At 56.4% G+C, this 17,713-nt stretch carries 15 protein-coding genes and 1 tRNA gene; 9 read left to right on the forward strand and 7 right to left on the reverse strand.

Features of this window, described 5'->3' with window-relative positions:
- The first annotated feature begins 49 nt into the window (after nt 1–49).
- Nucleotides 50–1,120, forward strand: a complete 1,071-nt coding sequence (locus tag HMPREF2129_RS09830) for a magnesium and cobalt transport protein CorA (protein WP_034666143.1) — start codon at nt 50–52, stop codon at nt 1,118–1,120.
- Here the strand turns inward: HMPREF2129_RS09830 and HMPREF2129_RS09835 are convergent.
- Nucleotides 1,117–1,557: a PaaI family thioesterase gene (locus tag HMPREF2129_RS09835; RefSeq protein WP_034666144.1), complete on the reverse strand. Its 441-nt coding sequence runs from the start codon at nt 1,555–1,557 to the stop codon at nt 1,117–1,119. The genes HMPREF2129_RS09830 and HMPREF2129_RS09835 overlap by 4 nt on opposite strands.
- A gap of 71 nt (nt 1,558–1,628) precedes the next feature.
- Between HMPREF2129_RS09835 and gndA the strand changes: the two genes are divergently transcribed.
- Genes gndA through HMPREF2129_RS09865 form a run of 6 tightly spaced genes read left to right on the forward strand, consistent with a single transcriptional unit; the run spans nt 1,629 to nt 9,315 of the window.
- Nucleotides 1,629–3,128 (forward strand): NADP-dependent phosphogluconate dehydrogenase, encoded by a 1,500-nt coding sequence (gene gndA, locus HMPREF2129_RS09840; protein ID WP_052093119.1) that lies wholly within the window; start codon nt 1,629–1,631, stop codon nt 3,126–3,128.
- 49 nt (nt 3,129–3,177) lie between these two features.
- A complete protein-coding gene (locus tag HMPREF2129_RS09845) occupies nt 3,178–4,518 on the forward strand; it encodes a DEAD/DEAH box helicase (protein WP_034666145.1) in 1,341 nt (446 codons plus the stop codon).
- Between the two features lie 11 nt (nt 4,519–4,529).
- Nucleotides 4,530–5,912 carry a hemolysin family protein gene (locus tag HMPREF2129_RS09850; RefSeq protein ID WP_034666146.1) on the forward strand — a complete coding sequence of 461 codons (1,383 nt, stop codon included), beginning with the start codon at nt 4,530–4,532 and terminating at the stop codon, nt 5,910–5,912.
- On the forward strand, nt 5,909–6,970 hold the full coding sequence (locus HMPREF2129_RS09855; RefSeq protein WP_034666147.1) for a hemolysin family protein: 1,062 nt from the start codon (nt 5,909–5,911) through the stop codon (nt 6,968–6,970). Before HMPREF2129_RS09850 ends, HMPREF2129_RS09855 begins: the two co-directional genes overlap by 4 nt.
- Nucleotides 6,970–7,845 carry a hypothetical protein gene (locus HMPREF2129_RS09860; protein ID WP_034666148.1) on the forward strand — a complete coding sequence of 292 codons (876 nt, stop codon included), beginning with the start codon at nt 6,970–6,972 and terminating at the stop codon, nt 7,843–7,845. Before HMPREF2129_RS09855 ends, HMPREF2129_RS09860 begins: the two co-directional genes overlap by 1 nt.
- 33 nt (nt 7,846–7,878) lie before the next feature.
- Nucleotides 7,879–9,315 carry a vWA domain-containing protein gene (locus HMPREF2129_RS09865; RefSeq protein WP_034666149.1) on the forward strand — a complete coding sequence of 479 codons (1,437 nt, stop codon included), beginning with the start codon at nt 7,879–7,881 and terminating at the stop codon, nt 9,313–9,315.
- A gap of 158 nt (nt 9,316–9,473) precedes the next feature.
- Here HMPREF2129_RS09865 and HMPREF2129_RS09870 read toward each other — a convergent pair whose 3' ends face one another.
- From HMPREF2129_RS09870 to secA2, 5 genes are all read right to left on the reverse strand, one after another.
- A complete protein-coding gene (locus HMPREF2129_RS09870) occupies nt 9,474–10,058 on the reverse strand; it encodes a MerR family transcriptional regulator (protein WP_052093120.1) in 585 nt (194 codons plus the stop codon).
- A gap of 232 nt (nt 10,059–10,290) precedes the next feature.
- Nucleotides 10,291–10,857 (reverse strand): bifunctional nuclease family protein, encoded by a 567-nt coding sequence (locus HMPREF2129_RS09875; protein ID WP_034666150.1) that lies wholly within the window; start codon nt 10,855–10,857, stop codon nt 10,291–10,293.
- 7 nt (nt 10,858–10,864) lie between these two features.
- Nucleotides 10,865–11,602 (reverse strand): transcriptional regulator FtsR, encoded by a 738-nt coding sequence (gene ftsR, locus HMPREF2129_RS09880; protein WP_084576802.1) that lies wholly within the window; start codon nt 11,600–11,602, stop codon nt 10,865–10,867.
- A gap of 76 nt (nt 11,603–11,678) precedes the next feature.
- On the reverse strand, nt 11,679–12,107 hold the full coding sequence (gene odhI / locus HMPREF2129_RS09885) for an oxoglutarate dehydrogenase inhibitor Odhl (protein WP_034666151.1): 429 nt from the start codon (nt 12,105–12,107) through the stop codon (nt 11,679–11,681).
- A gap of 181 nt (nt 12,108–12,288) precedes the next feature.
- Nucleotides 12,289–14,586 carry an accessory Sec system translocase SecA2 gene (gene secA2 / locus HMPREF2129_RS09890; protein WP_034666152.1) on the reverse strand — a complete coding sequence of 766 codons (2,298 nt, stop codon included), beginning with the start codon at nt 14,584–14,586 and terminating at the stop codon, nt 12,289–12,291.
- A 107-nt stretch (nt 14,587–14,693) separates the two neighbouring features.
- On the opposite strand from secA2, the gene HMPREF2129_RS09895 reads away from it, so the two are divergent.
- A tRNA-Pro gene (locus HMPREF2129_RS09895) sits at nt 14,694–14,767 on the forward strand.
- Between the two features lie 96 nt (nt 14,768–14,863).
- On the opposite strand, the gene HMPREF2129_RS09900 is transcribed toward HMPREF2129_RS09895, so the two are convergent.
- Nucleotides 14,864–16,234: an MFS transporter gene (locus HMPREF2129_RS09900; RefSeq protein ID WP_052093121.1), complete on the reverse strand. Its 1,371-nt coding sequence runs from the start codon at nt 16,232–16,234 to the stop codon at nt 14,864–14,866.
- A 107-nt stretch (nt 16,235–16,341) separates the two neighbouring features.
- On the opposite strand from HMPREF2129_RS09900, the gene HMPREF2129_RS09905 reads away from it, so the two are divergent.
- Nucleotides 16,342–17,713 (forward strand): cation:proton antiporter domain-containing protein (locus HMPREF2129_RS09905; protein WP_034666153.1); only part of this gene is annotated, 1,372 nt, incomplete at its 3' end.

The following is a 17,713-nucleotide window of genomic DNA, read 5'->3' on the forward strand; positions in this document are numbered from 1 at the left end:
GTTTTTGCCCACTACCCATCACGACCCAAGAGGAAAAGGGGGTCCCGCTATGCCGCCCAAGATTCCGTTGCCGCGTAACAGGAAGGCGTCAGCTCACCGTGACCGGCGGCCCCTACCTGTCCCCGTAGAACGGTCTGTGGATTTCTGCCGCGTCTTCGTTGATGGGGTGAACCAACCGGGTACGTACCAATTTTCCACTGCTATGCAGCGCGTGCAAGGAGCGGATAATGCCTATGTGTGGCTTTCTCTCAAAGAGCCCAGCGTGGAGCAGATGGAGCAGGTAGCTGAACAGTTTGGCATCCACGAACTGATCGTGGAGGACGCGGTGACGGCTCACCAGCGCCCCAAAGTTGAACGCTACGGGGACCAACTGTTCATTGTCGTGCGCACGGTGGAATACCGTGATGATTCTGAGGTGACGGACCTCCGTGAGATCATTTCTACCGGTGAGGTGCAGATACTCATTGGCAGCAATTTCGTGATCACCATTCGCCATGATGCGGAGCTGCCCAATCTGACCCGCGAGTTGGTTGAGGACCCGGAGATTTCTTCCCTCGGCCCGGCGGCTGTTGCCTGGAAAGTCACTGACCACATTGTGGAGAATTACGCTCGGGTGACCACCTATCTGAGCGAAGACGTCGATGAGCTAGAAAATGAGGTGTTTACACCACGCCGGCAAATTAACATCGACAAGATTTATATGTACAAGCGTGAGATTTTAGAAATGCGCCACGCCATCGACCCGTTTGGTCCAGCACTACGTTCAGGGCTCTCCTTGCACAATGATATCTTGAGCAAGGAACTGCGCTCTTATCTGCGTGACGTTCAGGACAACGCGATGATTGTCACCGATACCGTGTCAGGTTTTGATGAACGGTTGTCTTCCCTCTTGGATGCTTCTGTGGCCAAGGTGTCTATGCAGCAGAACACTGACATGCGCACGATTTCTGCAGTGGTTGGTATGGCGGCACTGCCTACGATGATTGCGGGTATTTATGGCATGAACTTTGAATACATGCCGGAACTGGGATGGCACTACGCTTACCCCGTGGTACTGCTCCTCATGCTGGGCAGCATGGCGGCCATGTACTGGTGGTTCCGTAAGAACCACTGGCTCTAGCGCATCACCATGGTACGCAGCGTTGTCACAGCGGCGAGTTTTCCTTCGTGGCGCATCTCAATCTTCCAAATCTGAGTGCGGCTACCCACGTGAACTGGCGTTGCCTCTGCTTCGATGACACCAGACTTAACGCTGCGGATCAGGTCGGTGTTGTTGTTCATACCCACGACAGGTGCGCCTGCTGCGACGTAGCCGGCGAAGGAGCCCATGCTCTCCCCAATGGAGCAAAAAACGCCACCATTGACCAGACCGGCTGGCTGGTGAAGGTGCGGACCAACCTCGATGGTGGCCACCATTTTCTCCGGACCGAAGTCTGTGTACTGGAGCCCAATGAAATCATCGAATTTAGTCATCTGGCTGTTAAGAAAGGACAGTTCCTTCTCAGTCAGTTGACGCGTGCGGAATTCTTCGAGGTTGCTGAGGTTTTTAATGTCCATGCACCCAAACTGTAGCAACGAAAACATTCCTTGTGGCCTGCTGAAGCAAAGACCTTTGTATGCTCTTTCCTATGACTTCCATTGACGCATCGACTCAGGCCTCCTCCTCTACTACCTCCACCGCTGGTCTTGCGCAGATCGGTGTCGTGGGTATGGCTGTGATGGGTTCTAACCTTGCCCGTAACTTTGCTTCCCGTGGCCACACTGTGGCTATTTACAACCGTTCGCCGGAAAAGACGTATGCTGTGATGGAGCAATACGGCGATGAGGGCTCTTTCATTCCGTCAGAGACTATTGAGGATTTTGTGGCTACGCTGGAGCGTCCGCGTAAGGCCGTCATCATGGTGGCTGCCGGCGCTGGCACTGACGATGTGATTGATCAGCTGGTGGAAGCGATGGATGAGGGCGACATCATTATCGATGGCGGTAACGCGCTTTTTACCGACACGATTCGCCGTGAGAAAGAAGTTGCTGCGAAAGGCCGCCACTTTGTAGGTGCTGGCATTTCCGGCGGTGAGGAGGGCGCGCTGCGTGGTCCGTCGATCATGCCGGGTGGTCCGAAAGAATCCTGGGAGACCCTGGGGCCGTTGCTCGAGGATATTTCCGCCAAGGTGGATGGCGTTCCGTGTGTTAAGCACATTGGTCCAGATGGTGCGGGCCACTTTGTCAAGATGGTGCACAACGGCATTGAGTACGCAGACATGCAGGTCATCGGTGAGGCCTACCACCTACTGCGTTACGCAGCGGGAATCGAGCCAGCTGAGCTCGCAGAGATCTTCTCCGAGTGGAATCAGGGCGACCTGGACTCCTACCTCATTGAGATCACTGGTGAAGTTCTGCGCCAGGTTGATGCAAAGACGGGCAAGCCGTTTATTGACGTTGTGGTGGATGCTGCCGGCCAAAAAGGCACCGGTCGCTGGACCGTAAAGGAAGCATTGGATCTAGGTGTACCCACCACAGGTATCGGTGAAGCGGTGTTTGCCCGCGCGCTGTCCTCTTCCCTTGCTCAGCGACAGGCTGTTCAGGAGACGGGCTTGCCGTCCGGCCATGTCGTTGACTTGAACGCCCTTGGCGTGGACAAGGATCAGTTCGTGGAGGACGTTCGCCGTGCGCTTTACGCCTCCAAGCTGGTCGCCTACGCGCAGGGCTTCGATGAGATTACCGCGGGCTCACAAGAGCACGGTTGGGACATCAAGCCGCAAGACTTAGCGACGATTTGGCGGGGAGGTTGCATCATCCGCGCGAAGTTTCTCAACCGGATTACGGAGGCCTACAACAACGATCCGGAGTTGCCATCGCTGTTGCTCGATCCGTACTTCCGCGGTGAGCTGGAGAACGGCTTGATTGACTCTTGGCGTCGCGTCGTAGTGGTGGCAACTCAGCTGGGCCTGCCCATCCCGGTCTTTGCCTCCAGCCTGTCCTACTACGACTCCTTGCGTGCACAGCGTCTCCCCGCTGCACTGATTCAGGGACAGCGCGACTTCTTCGGTGCTCACACGTACAAGCGCGTGGACATGGAAGGCACCTACCACACCAATTGGTCTGGTGACCGCGAAGAAGTGTCCTACTAAGGCGGTTTGGGTTCACGTAAGCACCGGAGGAGATACTAGACTTTCTCCGGTGCTTACGTTTGCCCAGCTGGGACTACCATCCCCCATTGTTAGTGTTCTGAAGAAACAGGGCATCACGGAACCTTTTCCTATTCAGGCCGCGGCAATTCCTGACATTCTTGCTGGCAAAGACGTTCTTGGACGAGGGCCGACTGGCTCCGGTAAAACCTTTAGTTTTGGACTGCCCATGCTCAGTCTGCTGGCTGGTGCGCCATCGCGCCCGTGTAAGCCGCGTGGCTTGATTCTTGCACCAACCCGCGAGTTAGCGGCACAGATCCGGCAGCGTTTGGATGATCCCGCGGCAGCACTCGGTCTGCGTGTTATTGAAGTTGTTGGCGGTGTGAATATCAACAACCACATCCGTTCCCTGGCCTCTCCTGTTGATCTTCTTGTGGCCACACCAGGTCGCGCCCAGGACCTGATTAATCAAGGGAAGCTCGACTTTTCAGCTGTAGAGATTACGGCTATCGACGAAGCCGATCAGATGGCGGACATGGGCTTCCTCCCCCAGGTGCGGAAACTCCTTTCTGAAACTCCGCAGCGTGGCCAACGGTTGTTGTTTTCTGCGACGCTGGATGGGGACGTCGATAAGCTTGTGCATCAATTCATGCACGACCCGGTGACTCATTCGACCGCGCCTGTGCAAGCGGCGGTGGATTCGATGGAGCATTATCAGCTGCTCGTGGGAACACGCGAGGCACGAAACGACATCGTGCCCTACATTGCGGCGCGTGATGGAAAAACTGTCATGTTCATGCGCACGAAACATGGTGTTGACCGGCAAGTGAAGAAGCTTCGTCGGGTGGGTATCAATGCGTTTCCGCTGCACGGTGACAAAGGACAGGGTGCCCGCACGCGTGCGATCGAAGGTTTTGCGGACGGATCCATCCCGGTCCTTGTGGCTACCGACATCGCAGCGCGTGGCATTGATATTTCTGATGTCTCACTCGTCGTGCATATCGATCCGCCCGCGGAGCACAAGGCGTATCTTCATCGCGCTGGGCGGACAGCGCGTGCTGGAACCTCCGGCACAGTAGTCACCTTGGTTATGGATGACCAACGTAAAGAATTTGATCAGTTACTCCGCAAAGCTGGTGTAAACGCGACCAAGGTTCAAGTCAGCGCAGGAGATACAAAACTAGCTAAAATTACGGGAGCGAGAAAGCCCACCGGAAACCCACTGCCCCCACCGGGTCAGAAGGCTAAGGCAGGACAATCCTCGTCACCCAACCACCGGTCGGCGCGCGGCAACAAACGTCGACGCGGGGGCAACCAATCTAACCGCTCAGGCGCACGCCGCCAGAAAAGGAGTTCAGGGCGCAACACACGCGGCAACAACCGCTCCTTTTAGCGCCTCAGCCCATGGACATTCTCATATCCATACTCGCACTATTGGGCTTTGTTTTGCTCACGGCCTCAACTGGTCTTTTCGTCGCCATTGAATTCGCTATGACGGGCTTGGAACGCTCTGTGCTTGAAGCCCATGTCCAAGAAAAAGGCGATAAAACAGCCAAGGCCGTTCAACGCGACCACTCGAACCTTTCCTTCGTGCTCTCTGGGGCACAGCTAGGCATCACCCTCACTACCTTGGCCACGGGTTTTTTGGCAGAACCTGTTTTGGCCCAATTCTTCGGGCCCGCACTGCAACTCGTTGGCCTGAATGAATCTGCATCACGCGCAGTGGCTATCGTACTGGCGCTCATTGTGGCCACTATTCTCTCCATGGTTTTTGGTGAGCTCGTGCCCAAGAACATCGCCATCACCAATCCCCTGGCCACCGCACGTTTTGTGGTGCCACCGGTGAATGCTTTTAACACCGTCTTCACTTGGTTTATTAGGTCCATGAACGCATCAGCCAACTGGTTCGTGCGCAAGATGGGCATCGAGCCGGCTGATGAGTTGGCCTCTGCACGCTCCGGCCCTGAACTCGGCGCGATGGTGCGCAGTTCTGCCCAGGCGGGAGGTTTAGATAAAGAGACCGCACGGATGATTGATCGCTCCCTCCAGTTCGGTGAGACCACTGCGGAAGAAGTGATGACACCGCGGTCCACCATCGATTCCCTCGATGCGGAGGACACAGTCAGTGACCTCATTGCTCTGGCCATGGAAACGGGTCACTCCCGCTTCCCGGTCCGCCGCGGAGATCTGGATGACACGATCGGGCTTGTTCACATCAAGGACGCCTTTTCAGTCGACCGTGACCTGCGTGCTACCACCAAGGTAGAAGACCTGGCTAAGCCGATTGCCACTGTGCCGGGCACCCTGGATGGTGATGCCGTGCTCAACCAAGTTCGTTCCGCAGGTTCTCAGGTTGTCCTGGTTGCTGATGAGTACGGCGGGACCCAAGGTTTGGTCACTATTGAAGATGTTGTGGAGGAGATCCTCGGCGAGGTGTATGACGAATACGATGACCGCGAATCAGAGCGAGATTTTCAGCGATTCGGCTCCTCGTGGGAGGTGTCCGGGCTCGTGCGTCTGGACGAATTGAGTGAGCGCATCAGCTACCTTGCCCCCGACGGGCCTTATGAAACGCTGGGCGGTTTGATCATGTTCGCACTAGGTCGCATTCCCGAGGTTGGGGACACGGTGGTACTGCCACGGAATGACCAGGAGGTCCATGAGGATTTTGAAACTGGCAATGCGGGCGCCTGGATCGCCCGTGTCACCCAGATGGATGGGCGTCGCCTGGATAAGGCGATTCTTACCCCCATCTCCCATGCGGAGGTTGCGAGGTACCAGTCATGAGCCTTGGTGTAGCAACAATTCTTATCGTTGTTTTGCTTGCGGCAAACGCTTTCTTCGTTGCCGCTGAGTTCGCCCTGGTATCTTCCCGTCGTGATCGCCTCGAATCGATGATCGCCCAAGGCAAGACGGGTGCGAAGAGAGCCCTCGACGCTTCGGAGCATCTTTCTCTCTATCTCGCCGGTGCCCAGTTTGGTATTACCATCGCATCGCTGATCCTGGGTAAGGTCGCTGAACCTGCCATCGCCCACTTCCTGGAGCGTCCATTTGAGTTCATTGGCGTGCCAGACAACTTGGTGCACCCACTATCCTTCGTCATCGCGCTGCTGTTCATCACCGTTTTGCATATTATCTTCGGCGAGATGGTGCCCAAGAACGTGGCCATCGCAGGGCCTGAAACCCTGGCGGTATGGCTCACACCCGCGATGGATCTGTGGGTGAAGGTCACACGACCGCTGATTTACTGCCTGAACGAAATCGCGCGCCTCACGCTCCGTATGTTCGGCATTGAACAACGTGATGAACTTGATGCCACTGTGGACCAGGAACAGCTGGCTTCCATGATCCTGGAGTCACGTGAAGAAGGTTTGCTTGATGCGGAGGAAACTCTGCGTTTGGCTAATGCACTGAAATCGGAATCGCGCAACCTCAAAGAAGTGATGATCCCGATCGACCAACTGGTCACGCTCCCCTACTCGCGTGCTGGTATTCCATTGTCTGTTCTGGAGAACGCGGTGCGCGAAACAGGTTACTCCCGCTTCCCAGTAGAGGGCGCGGGTGGCGCCTTGGTGGGATACCTTCACGTCAAGGATGTGCTGGATTTGTTGGGCACAGATGAATCTGGTGTCACGGACCCCGTCATTCCCTACAACCGCGTGCGCAGACTGAGCATTGTGGATGGTTCGGGCAGCCTCGACGATGCGTTGACGGCCATGCACCGGCGTTCTGCCCACATGGCTCAGGTGCGCGATAATGGCGAGCTCGTTGGAGTGCTTGCGCTCGAAGATCTCATCGAGGAATATGTGGGCACTGTGACGGACTGGACGCACGAGGAAGACTAGTGGAGTTTGTTGTTCTCCCCCGCGCACAGTGGGAAGCTGCCGCGGAGGCACATGAAGCTCGCGCACGCCAGTGGATTGAGCCGAACCTTCAGCGCCGAGCGCGGGGAGAAAAACATCCAATCTGGGACTTCATCTTCGAGTATTACGCTGTCCGCCCTACGCATTTGTATCGCTGGCACCCAGGGGTAGGCGTAGCTTTGGCGGATGCAGCTGATGCCCCGTATTCCCAATGGCGTGATTACTCAATCAGTAGCGATGGAACTGTCTGTGTGGATGTCTCGAGCTTTGTAGCGCATCGTGGAGCGAGTCTGTCCAAAACGTTAGAGTTGCTCATTGCGATGGAGAGCAACCGCGAGCAGTTTGATTGTTTCGGGCTGCATGAGTGGGCGATGGTGTACCGTTCCAAGGAACCGCGACATGATCTTCCTCTACGTTTGGGCTCCGCCGGGACAGCTGAGGTGGTGGAATCGCACACGCTTAAGTGCACGCACTTTTATGCGTATCGCTTTTTCACCCCACCGGCAAAGCCGTTGAACCTCACCGTTTTGAGCAATGATTCGCGTCCTGCCCATGATCAGTGTGCCTGTCTCCACACCGGGATGGACTTGTTCAAATGGGCTTTCAAAGCAGGCCCGCTCATCCCAGGCTCGTTACTCCTAGACTGTCTCGAGCTAGCCATGGATATACGCCTGTTGGACATGGAAGCCTCACCCTATGATTGCCGGCCACTTGGCTATGGAGTCGTACCCATCGAGACGGCTGAGGGGAAAGCGGAGTACGTGGCAAAGCAACGGGCTTTTTCGGAGCGGGCTGAACCATTGCGACACCAGCTCGTGTGCTTCTACGAGCGCGCGCTTTCAAGCGGTAAAGTTTAGGGCGGAAACTAACTTCACGAAAGGGACCGCCAGATGGGACGCCACTCCTCGGGGAAGCATCACTACGCGCTGTCGAAGGGGGCCACCGCCTTCGTGGTGTTGATTGCGATTCTTGGGCTTCTGGCTGCGTATATGTTTTCTAACCGTGGCAAAACAGGCGATGAGCATAGTGCCGATGGTGCGGATGAGCAGTCGTGTGTCGCGGGGGATCTCTCACTGCCAGTCGCCGCGTCGTCGGAGAAGGTGGGACGCATGCTTATCGACGCTTACGTGGAGACTCACCCCGTCGTCCGCGACTACTGTGTGCGCCCAGTTTATGTAGACCAGCTAGAGGACGCGGCGGTGTACGTTGCGCCTAATACTTCCATCTCCCACGCGGAGTTAGACGACGCTGGACGTGCTGCGGCAACGAATGAGCCGTTAACCGTTGCGTCCTTCCACGCGGGACTTGCTGGTTCGACGGAGGTCAAGCCGGAGACCGTGGATTTGGCTACGGTTGATTTCCCCACTGGCGATCAGCCGGAAGCCTCAGCCCTCGTGGCCGCAAAGTTGGCCCCATCCGAGGGTGAGGCCGTTGCCGTATTAACCGATAATCGTATTGCCTCCACGGCAGATGCCCAATTGAATTCCACGCGACTCATCGCCACTGCAGAGAACGCAGTTCCGGAAGGATTCAAATTCAGCCGCGTCGAGGGAGCCGATATTGTCTATTCCGCCATTCCTTTGACCACGTCCGACAACGTCACCGAGGACCAAGTTCGTGCCGGCCAAGCCTTTGCTGATACCACCGGCAAGCTTTTTACCGGCGATGGCGCAGCCAAGCTGCCGGTCATTGGCGAATCAGTCTGGGCTGCTGCCCTGCCTGAGGGAAGCCGTATCAAGACTGGCGGGGGCGGCACTCACAAAGCTGAAGCAGTGACCACTGCACCAGCATCTGCCGCAGATACCCTCTTTGTTCTGGATACTTCTTCTGGCATGGTCAGCTATGCCTCTGCTGCCGAGGACGGTATTGCCCAAGCTGCGGAGAAGCTTGCTGACAAAGGACACCGCGTTGGCCTGTGGAACTACTCCTCTCCCCTGACGCCCGGTGTGACCAACGGCTACCGCCAGAACCTTGCGATGGTGGTTAATAATGGCTACGAAATCGGCACCGTGGTCAGCCGATTCCTCAATGGTGGCAGCCCGCAAACCCATGAGGTTGTCCTGGCAGCGCTTGCATACGCTCAAGAAGTTGCAAGCACTGATAACCCAGTGCGCATCGTTCTGATTACCTCTGGCACCACTGATGCTTCCACTCCAATTACAGATGCCATCAAACAAGCTGAAACATCCAACGTTGAGCTGTCTGTCGTCCATGTAGGTGGCGGCGAGCAAGACGAGGAGCTTGCCTCTGGCGCACAGTCCGCTACGGTCGCTGCCGATGCTGAGGCACTGCCTAAAGCTATCGTCGATGCTGCTGCCGTGCGCTAACTTTTCCAGGACGCTTCTCCGATAAGAAGGCAAGCCGCCCCCCAACACCGAGAGTGTGTGAGGCACAAATGGATGAGGTCTTTGTACACTCACCCCCTAACCAAACGAAACCTGCTATCCCAGTGAGATAGCAGGTTTGTTCTGGAAGATTTAGGACTCTAGGAGCTACGGCGACGGCGACGATCAGCCAGCTCGTCCAGAGCAACCACGTTGCCGGAATCTTCGGTGGACTCGACGTTTCCGATGCGCTCGGACGGGAAGGCAGAGATCGTTCCGGTGAGTTCCTTGACGATCTGCGGGACAGCGATGGCGAACACGCCTTGTCCACCACCGAGCAAGTCGATGATCTCATCATTGCTACGGCATTCGTAGACCGTTGTCCCGTCAGACACCAGGGTGATTTCGGAGATCTCACCAACGCCACGGTCACGCAGATTGTCCACAGCGAGGCGAATATTCTGCAGGGAGATACCGGTATCCAGTAGGCCCTTCACGATCTTGAGGACAAGAATGTCTTTGAAGGAGTACAGGCGCTGGGAGCCTGACCCCGTTGCATTACGGATGGAGGGGCGCACAAGGTCGGTGCGGGCCCAGTAGTCGAGCTGGCGGTACGTGATGCCGGCAACCTGGCAAGCGATAGGCACACGGTAGCCGACCTCATCGGAGGGACCCAGATCAAACAGGGTCTCCTGGACTGGGGCCTCGATCTCGCCGTTGGTGGCGGAGGTGTCAAACGTACTCACGTAATTACTCCCATGAAGTGTCAAATAGGGCGCACTAGTTATTAAATGCCAAGCTTAAGCTTCGGTCAAGACTGCGACGAACAACACGCCGTAACTTCAACCTCTACTTTAAGTTTAGACTAATCTTGCACCATTGTCATCTTAAATCACAATAATATCGTTCGTACCTTTAATCACATTGGTTAACAGAGGTTACAGGGAAGCATGTCTCGTGCGGAGTAGGTGGAAATTGTCACTCCCCTGGTTGATCAAAACCGAGATCGCCTTCCTCAACACCAAGATCGCGCATGAGCTGCTGGAAGTCAGCATCAGCCTGGGCGTCTCCGCTTGCGGATTCGGGGTGGTCTTGCGGCTGGGTGTCCGTGTCAAGCTGGACATCGAAGTAATCAACGGCGTCTTCTGGAGATAACCAGATAGAAGCTTGATTGACTACCAGCTCATCTACCTCGATGGGAAGATCCATCATCGAAGCAATGACGAACAAGTCAGATGGGCGACAATCAATTTCCGTGCCATTGTCCATGGTGATTTGCCCCATGAACACGCCGTTGTAGTAGCTACTAATCTCGAGGGCAGAAATGCCATTAGCCGATTGCTCGATGATCTCTACCAGCACATCGTGAGTATCCGGGCGCTTTGGCTCCCATTCGGCAATCCGGCCGACCAACTGCGCTCCCTCAACGGGTGGTAGCCAGACGGGAAGGAATCTTTGGCGTTCCTCCCAAAGCAGAACGGCGCACAAGAAGTTCTCCGGTCCAATGGGAAAAACGCCGCAAAGTCTGACAGGAATAGTGCTCATAGAGCTACTACCTACCGTTTGAGCGGCGAAGCTCGTTCTTCACCAAAGAAGTATTCAGCGCAAGAATTTGGCTCATCATGTTCTGTGCCATCTCCTCAGCTTCCTGTGCAGCCGAGGCTTTGCCAGATTTTGCCAAAGGTTGGGTCACACTAGTGATCAGATCAGCCTGGCGCACTGCCGCTTGGCGCAATGTCTTGATATGGCGCTGATCCACACCAAACTGGGACAAGCCATGAACGGCTGATAAAACGCGGACATCATCGACAGAGAAAAGGCCCGAAGAATCGGGGCTAATCAGACCATCCTTGATGCAAGAATCAACCAATGCAGGCTCGCACTTGGCTTGTTCCGCCAACATGTCATCAGAAAAACGTGCTGGTGCCTGGGATGCAAGGCTATCTGTGGTGTAGATCTGCTCCGCAGGCTGCCCAGGGACAAGAGCTGCCACTGCGCCATTGTCCATGGCTTCAAGCTGTTCACGGATGACCTTCAGCGGTAGATAGTTATCGCGCTGGGTCACCAGAATGTACCGCAGGCGCTCCACATCCGCGTCCGTAAAACGGCGGTATCCGGATTGGGTGCGCTCTGGGGAAATTAAGCCCTCTGACTCCAAGAATCGGATCTTTGACACCGTGACATCCGGGAATTCCTCACGCAAACGTTTAATCACCACGCCGATAGACATGGTTTTCATGCCCGTGCGGGGGGCTTGCGATGCGGGGGTAGTCTTCCGGATTGCGCTCACGGCGTTTAATTCACCTTGCAGGGGGGCTAGGGGTACAACAAAGTCGCCTCTAAAGTGGCGGATGCGGATACGTGGCTTAGGCGTTTTCCGCGATGAATACGAGACGGAACTTGCCAATCTGAATCTCATCACCTGTGGACAGGGCCTGAGAGTTACGCGGCTCACGGTTGACGTAGGTGCCGTTGAGCGATCCGACATCCACAACCTCGAACTCACCCGCGTTACGGCGGAACTCTGCGTGACGGCGGGAAACAGTCACGTCATCGAGGAAGATGTCGGCCTCCGGGTGGCGGCCGGCGGTGGTGGTGTCCTGGTCCAACAGGAAACGTGCACCAGCATTCGGGCCACGCTTCACTACGAGCAGGGCTGCGCCCTCAGGCAGGCCTTCAACGCCGCCTACGTTCTCAGAGGCGGTAGCTCCCGTCTCCATCTCCTTCAGAAGATCGGCACGGAATACCGAAGTGGTTTCTACCTGTGCCTCCGGCGTACCGGTTTTCTCGCTCATGTCTTCTCCTGACGCTATCGACGGAATTAAACTTACCGAACAAATTTCAGTACAAAATTTAGTCCACGATCATCATACCGGCATCTTGGACCACTGCGAGTTAGAACCAGTTGAGTCGCAGAGTTTTCCCAGTCTTACCTGGAAAGAAGCACGTGCGACACGCTAATTCGATGCCGCTTCCCTACCTGAATATGTTGGCGATGCCCGAAATAACGGAGTTGCCACCGCCTGACAACGGATTGTCCGAGACCATGTACGTCCACGTTGCACTGGGGCGCTTCCAGCCGGCGTCTGCCATGTGGGCCCCGGCGGCGTCGATAAGCACGCTATTAAACGTCTCTACAGCCTGCTCAACAGCTCGATTGGCCAGGTCTTTGAATTCGCGTACCGCAATGCGGTGGTACTCCGTCAGTGGGGTCTCACGCGCAATGGCGCGCAAGTGAATGGATTCGCGTACCTCATCCATGTGTGCCAGATGCTCCGACCACTCATCATCTAAGTGGAAGAGCATGATCTCTCGGGCGGCTTGCTCTAGGACTTCTTGGTTGATTCCGGCGGCCTTGAGCTCGGTGGCACGTTCCGGACTGCGCTGTGCTAGTTCCTCCCAGGCGCGATTGGTGTCAAGGAGAGTGTTCCGGCGTTCATCAATAATTGCGCGGTGGTCAGCCAAAAGCTGGTTGTATTTCCACGTCTGCGCATGAATTTCCAACAACTGACCTTCGGTGACACGCTGGCAATGAGCGATGAAATCGCGCACTCGCTTGGTATCAATCTGTCCATTCTCATCAGGCTGCGCAGTGATCTGCTCACCGGCACCACCTGCGGTGACAATGTCATCTTCGAGGGAGACAAAGAACAGGCTTAGTCCCGGATCGCCCTGGCGACCAGCGCGGCCACGCAACTGGTTGTCTAGTCTTGCTGTGCGGTGACGTGCGGTGCCGATCACAGCTAGGCCACCGAGTTTCACAACGGCATCACGGTCAGACTCATCAGCACCACCCAAGCGAATATCTGTACCGCGACCTGCCATTTGGGTGGATACAGTTACCCGGCCGAGATCGCCGGCCTCGGCAACGATGCGCGCCTCTTCCTCATCGTTCTTCGCGTTAAGCACGTTGACGGTAATCCCCTGGGACTCAAGTGCTTCCGCGAGCGCTTCCGATTCGGCGACATCATGTGTACCCACCAACACTGGCTGGCCGGTGGAATGGATGTAGGCGATCTCCCTCACCAGAGCTTTGAACTTATCGTCCATGGTGGCGTAGATCCGATCAGCCTCATCAAAACGCTGCAATGGCTTCGCGCGTTCGATCGTGGAAACGCCAAGGTCATAAAACTGGTGAAGCTGATCCGTGGCTTCTACCGCAGTGCCCGTCATGCCACACACCAGCGGGTAGCGGCGCATAAGTGCCTGAAGTGTGATGGAATCGAGGATCCGTCCGCCTTCGGAAACATCCAGGCCTTCCTTCGCTTCGACAGCGGCTTGCAGGCCATCAGGCCAACGCTGCAGCTCAGCGACGCGGCCGCGCGAGGCATCCACGAGGTTGATCTTGCCGTCCTGCACGATGTAATGAACATCGCGGATCAACAAGGCCTTTGCGTGCAAAGCAAGGTTGACACGCACGAGGATCGTGCCAATGTTCTCATCGGAATACAGCGAATCAATTCCAAGAGATTTCTCCACCTTCGCCGCACCATTATCGGTAAGGAAGACATTCCTGCGGTCCGAATCAATGGTGTAATCCTTCCCTTCAACCAGGTGAGATACAGCCTCAGTGATCTGGCCGGTCGCCTGCTCCCCCGGCTTTGAGCCGGCGAGGACGAGGGGGACCAAGGCTTCGTCGACAAGCACACTGTCTGCTTCATCGACGAGCGCCACATCGGCGGGCAGCTGGACTATCTGGCTGCGGTGCGTGATCTGGTTGTCGCGGAGATGATCAAAGCCAATCTCAGCGACAGGCGCGTACACAATGTCACTCCTGTACGCACTCACTCGATCTTCGCGTGACGACGCCTCGGTGACCGACGCCACCGACAAACCAAAGAACTCCACGAGCGGCCGCATCCATTCCGCATCACGGGCGGCGAGGTAGTTGTTCACCGTGATGACGTGGACTCGCTTACCGGTGAGCGCGAAACCCGTGGCAGCCATGGCACCTACGAGAGTCTTACCTTCACCGGTGGCCATCTGAATGACATCGCCTTCGAGCAGGCGAAGCACAGCCTGGTTCTGCACCTCGAACGGGGTCATACCGAGCGTGCGGGTCGAGGCAACGGTGAGCAATGCCAGGAACTCCGGCTTCTTCTGGATTTCCCCGTTAACAACAGTCCTCCGCACCGCCTCAGCGATCTGCGCGTCACTGTACTGCTCGTATCCAGCGATCAGCGCGTGCGCCTGCGCCACAATGCCTTTCGACTTCTTGTTGTTGCGCTCGGCGGTTGAGCCCATAGCTTTCCAGAACCAGTCAAACTTGCTCATGGGACAACTTTACGTGACCAGCCGATTACGTCTATCAACCCCCCGTGGGGTAATCTATCGGACGTTCGATGCGAGCAAGCTACACGCTTGCAATTAACGCCGAATAACGGGCTGTGGCGCAGTTTGGTAGCGCACCACACTGGGGGTGTGGGGGTCGCAGGTTCAAATCCTGTCAGTCCGACAAAATCTTTTCGGGGGCTTGTATTCCATTTGAAAAGCTCTTCTTTGATGAAGAATAGTTCGTTTCCAGAGATCGGTATTGCAGGAGTGAAGCGAACTAACTGTCCGATTCGATGACGCGGTAATTAGCCCCGTTGACGTACTTGGACGTTGCACGCTTTGCGGCGAGGAGGCCAATGAAACCAAAAGCCCACACTGCGATGACGGCGAGCCAACCGATCCTGAAGGATTCCCAGGTGTAGTTGCTGCCGTGGGAGGTGGCGTCAAGGAGGAAACCAACACAGGGCGCGGCGATCATGGTGGCTACGAAACCGCCCATGTTGGCCAGTCCGGTGCCGGTTGCAAGGATCTTGCGATCAACTTCCTCGCGGACAGAGTCGAAGCCGAAGTTGGACTTGGCGCCGAGAGCGGCCATCAAGATGTTCAACACAATGACTGCCCAGAAGGCAGGCGGATTGGTGGGCAACAGGAATGCAACCCACACCACAAGATCCATGACTGCGATGACAGCCACAACATTGATGCGGTTGCGCCCAGTACGGGCGGAGATCATGCCCATGAGCGGGCCGGCGAAAATCACAGCGGCGGTGTTGATCACCAGCACGGCACTCGCCTGAGCGGGGCTGAGTCCTAGACCCAATGTCATCAGTGGCATCCCCCAGAGAAGGGTAAAGATGCACTGGTGCATGAGTCCGGTCCAGTGAGTGAAGAAGCCTTGCCAGCACACCGGATGTGTCAGGACCATTTTCAAGGTTTGACCGATAGTAAGACGCTCCGATTCGGTGCTGCGGTGGGCGTTCTTGTCTTTGCGGGCCCCGGGGGCGTCGGCAAGTGCGACGACGCCCACGATAGCGATGATGAGGCCCGCTGTACTGATGGATAGGAACGCAGGAACCCACCCGGCGGCATGCAGGATGGCAAGAAAGGGCACGGCGGAGATGAACTGCCCCAGCTGCCCTAGGCCGGCGGTGAGCTGCGTAAACAGCGGAGTCAGACGCAAGGGGAACCACAACGGCAACAGGCGCATTGCTCCCAAGAAAGCTGTGGCATCGCCCGCACCGATGAACACACGTGCGGCGACGGCGAGTGGGTACGAGGTTGTGAAAGCGATGATCACTTGGCCGATGGCCATGATGAGCGCGCCTGCGACCATTGTCTTCTTGGGGCCAATGCGGTCAATGATGATGCCGGTAGGGATCTGCGCCAGTGCATAGACACCGACCTGAACAGCGGTAAACACTGCCAACTGCGAAGCATTGATGTGGAAGCGATCAAGAGCCTCCACGCCTGCAACACCGAGGGAGGTACGGCCGACGATGGCGACGACGTACGTCAGCAAAGCCGCCACCCACACGACAAGCGCGCGAGCAGTCAGCTGCTCACGCGGGTTCTTTGGTGTGGAGTCTGAGGTTTGGCTCCGTGGTGTCTCTTGTTCGCGAGTTTGACGCTGTTTTTTCACGCGTCTCATGCTAGACCTTGCTATCACCCTGCGTACGGGCGGGTCGTTCCTCCCCTTTTGGGGTAGTCCGAGTTTCATGCTCCGGAAAAACCTGCCGGTGAGACACACTTCTATCCGTGGATCTGTTACTCACGTACCTCGCAGTCGTTTTTGGCTGCGGTCTCATCGCGTGGGCAGTGCGTCTGCCACCGCTCATTGGATTCCTCGCTGCTGGTTTTGCGCTCAACGCGATGGGTGTTGAGCATGTTGCGGCGCTTGATCTTTTCGCCGATATCGGTGTAACCCTCATGCTTTTTGCCATTGGTCTGCGCCTGGATCTGAAGGCACTGACAGATAAGGCGATGTGGCTTACAGCAACCAGTCACGTGCTTCTCATGACGGTGGTCGGTGCCGGTTTCATTACCGGCCTCGGGGCTCTTGGCGCATTTGGCCCCACCACTTTTGAGGTGGCAGTTGATATTGCCCTTGTGTTGAGCTTCTCAAGCACCATTGTGGTGATCAAGATCCTGCAGGACCGCGGTGATGAGCAAGCACTGTACGGCAATATCTGCATCGGCGTGCTGATCATGCAGGACATCCTTGCTGTTGCCTTCATGAGTGTGCTCCGCGGCCAGCCGCCACACTTAGCTGCCCTGCTCCTTATCCCCATCGTTCCGTTGCTCGCATTGACAACGCGTCGTTGGTACAAACTTGGCCACGGCGAACTCGGTGCACTTTTTGGCATCGTCATGGCGCTGCTCCCCGGCTACGCGCTCTTCGAATTGGTCGGTCTCTCCGGAAGCCTCGGTGCCCTAATCATGGGTGTTGTCCTCTCCCGCTCCCCTGGCGCGGAACAACTGAGCCATTCGCTGTTCACGCTGAAGGAGCTGTTGCTGGTCGGCTTCTTTGTCAACATTGGCTTCCTCGGGTTGCCTACGTGGGAAAACGTTATCGATGCTGGCTTGCTGCTCCTGTTGCTACCGTTCCAAGCCGTCGCCTACTGGGCAATTTTGTGGCTTCTCGGCTTGCGTAACCGTACTTCGGTGCTTACTGCGCTCCTATTAGCGAACTACTCCGAGTTCGCACTCATCATTGCGACACTCGGTGTTGAGGATGGCTGGCTCGACCAACGTTGGCTGCTTTCCCTTGTGCTCGCGGTATCGATGAGTTTTGTTATCTCCGCAATTCTTAACCCACAAAGTGTTTCCCGTGCTGCCCATTTGGCTAAGCGTTTGCCCACGCGTCCGCCGCATAAGACGCACCCAGAGGATCGTCCTATCGAACTTGGCGACGCCCACGCGCTCGTCCTCGGTGTCGGCCGACTCGGTTTAGCCTGCTACGCCGAACTAAGTGAGGTGTACGGCGCAAAGGTCCTTGGTGTTGAGCATGACCCGGCACGTGTGCGACACCTCCAGGAACGTGGCTACAACGTTGTTGAAGGCGATGCGACGGATATTGATTTCTGGGAGCGCGTCAAAGACAGTCACCAGATCGACATGATCATGCTGC

This window comes from Corynebacterium tuscaniense DNF00037 (genome assembly GCF_000759055.1).
GTDB classification, from domain to species: Bacteria; Actinomycetota; Actinomycetes; order Mycobacteriales; family Mycobacteriaceae; genus Corynebacterium; species Corynebacterium tuscaniense.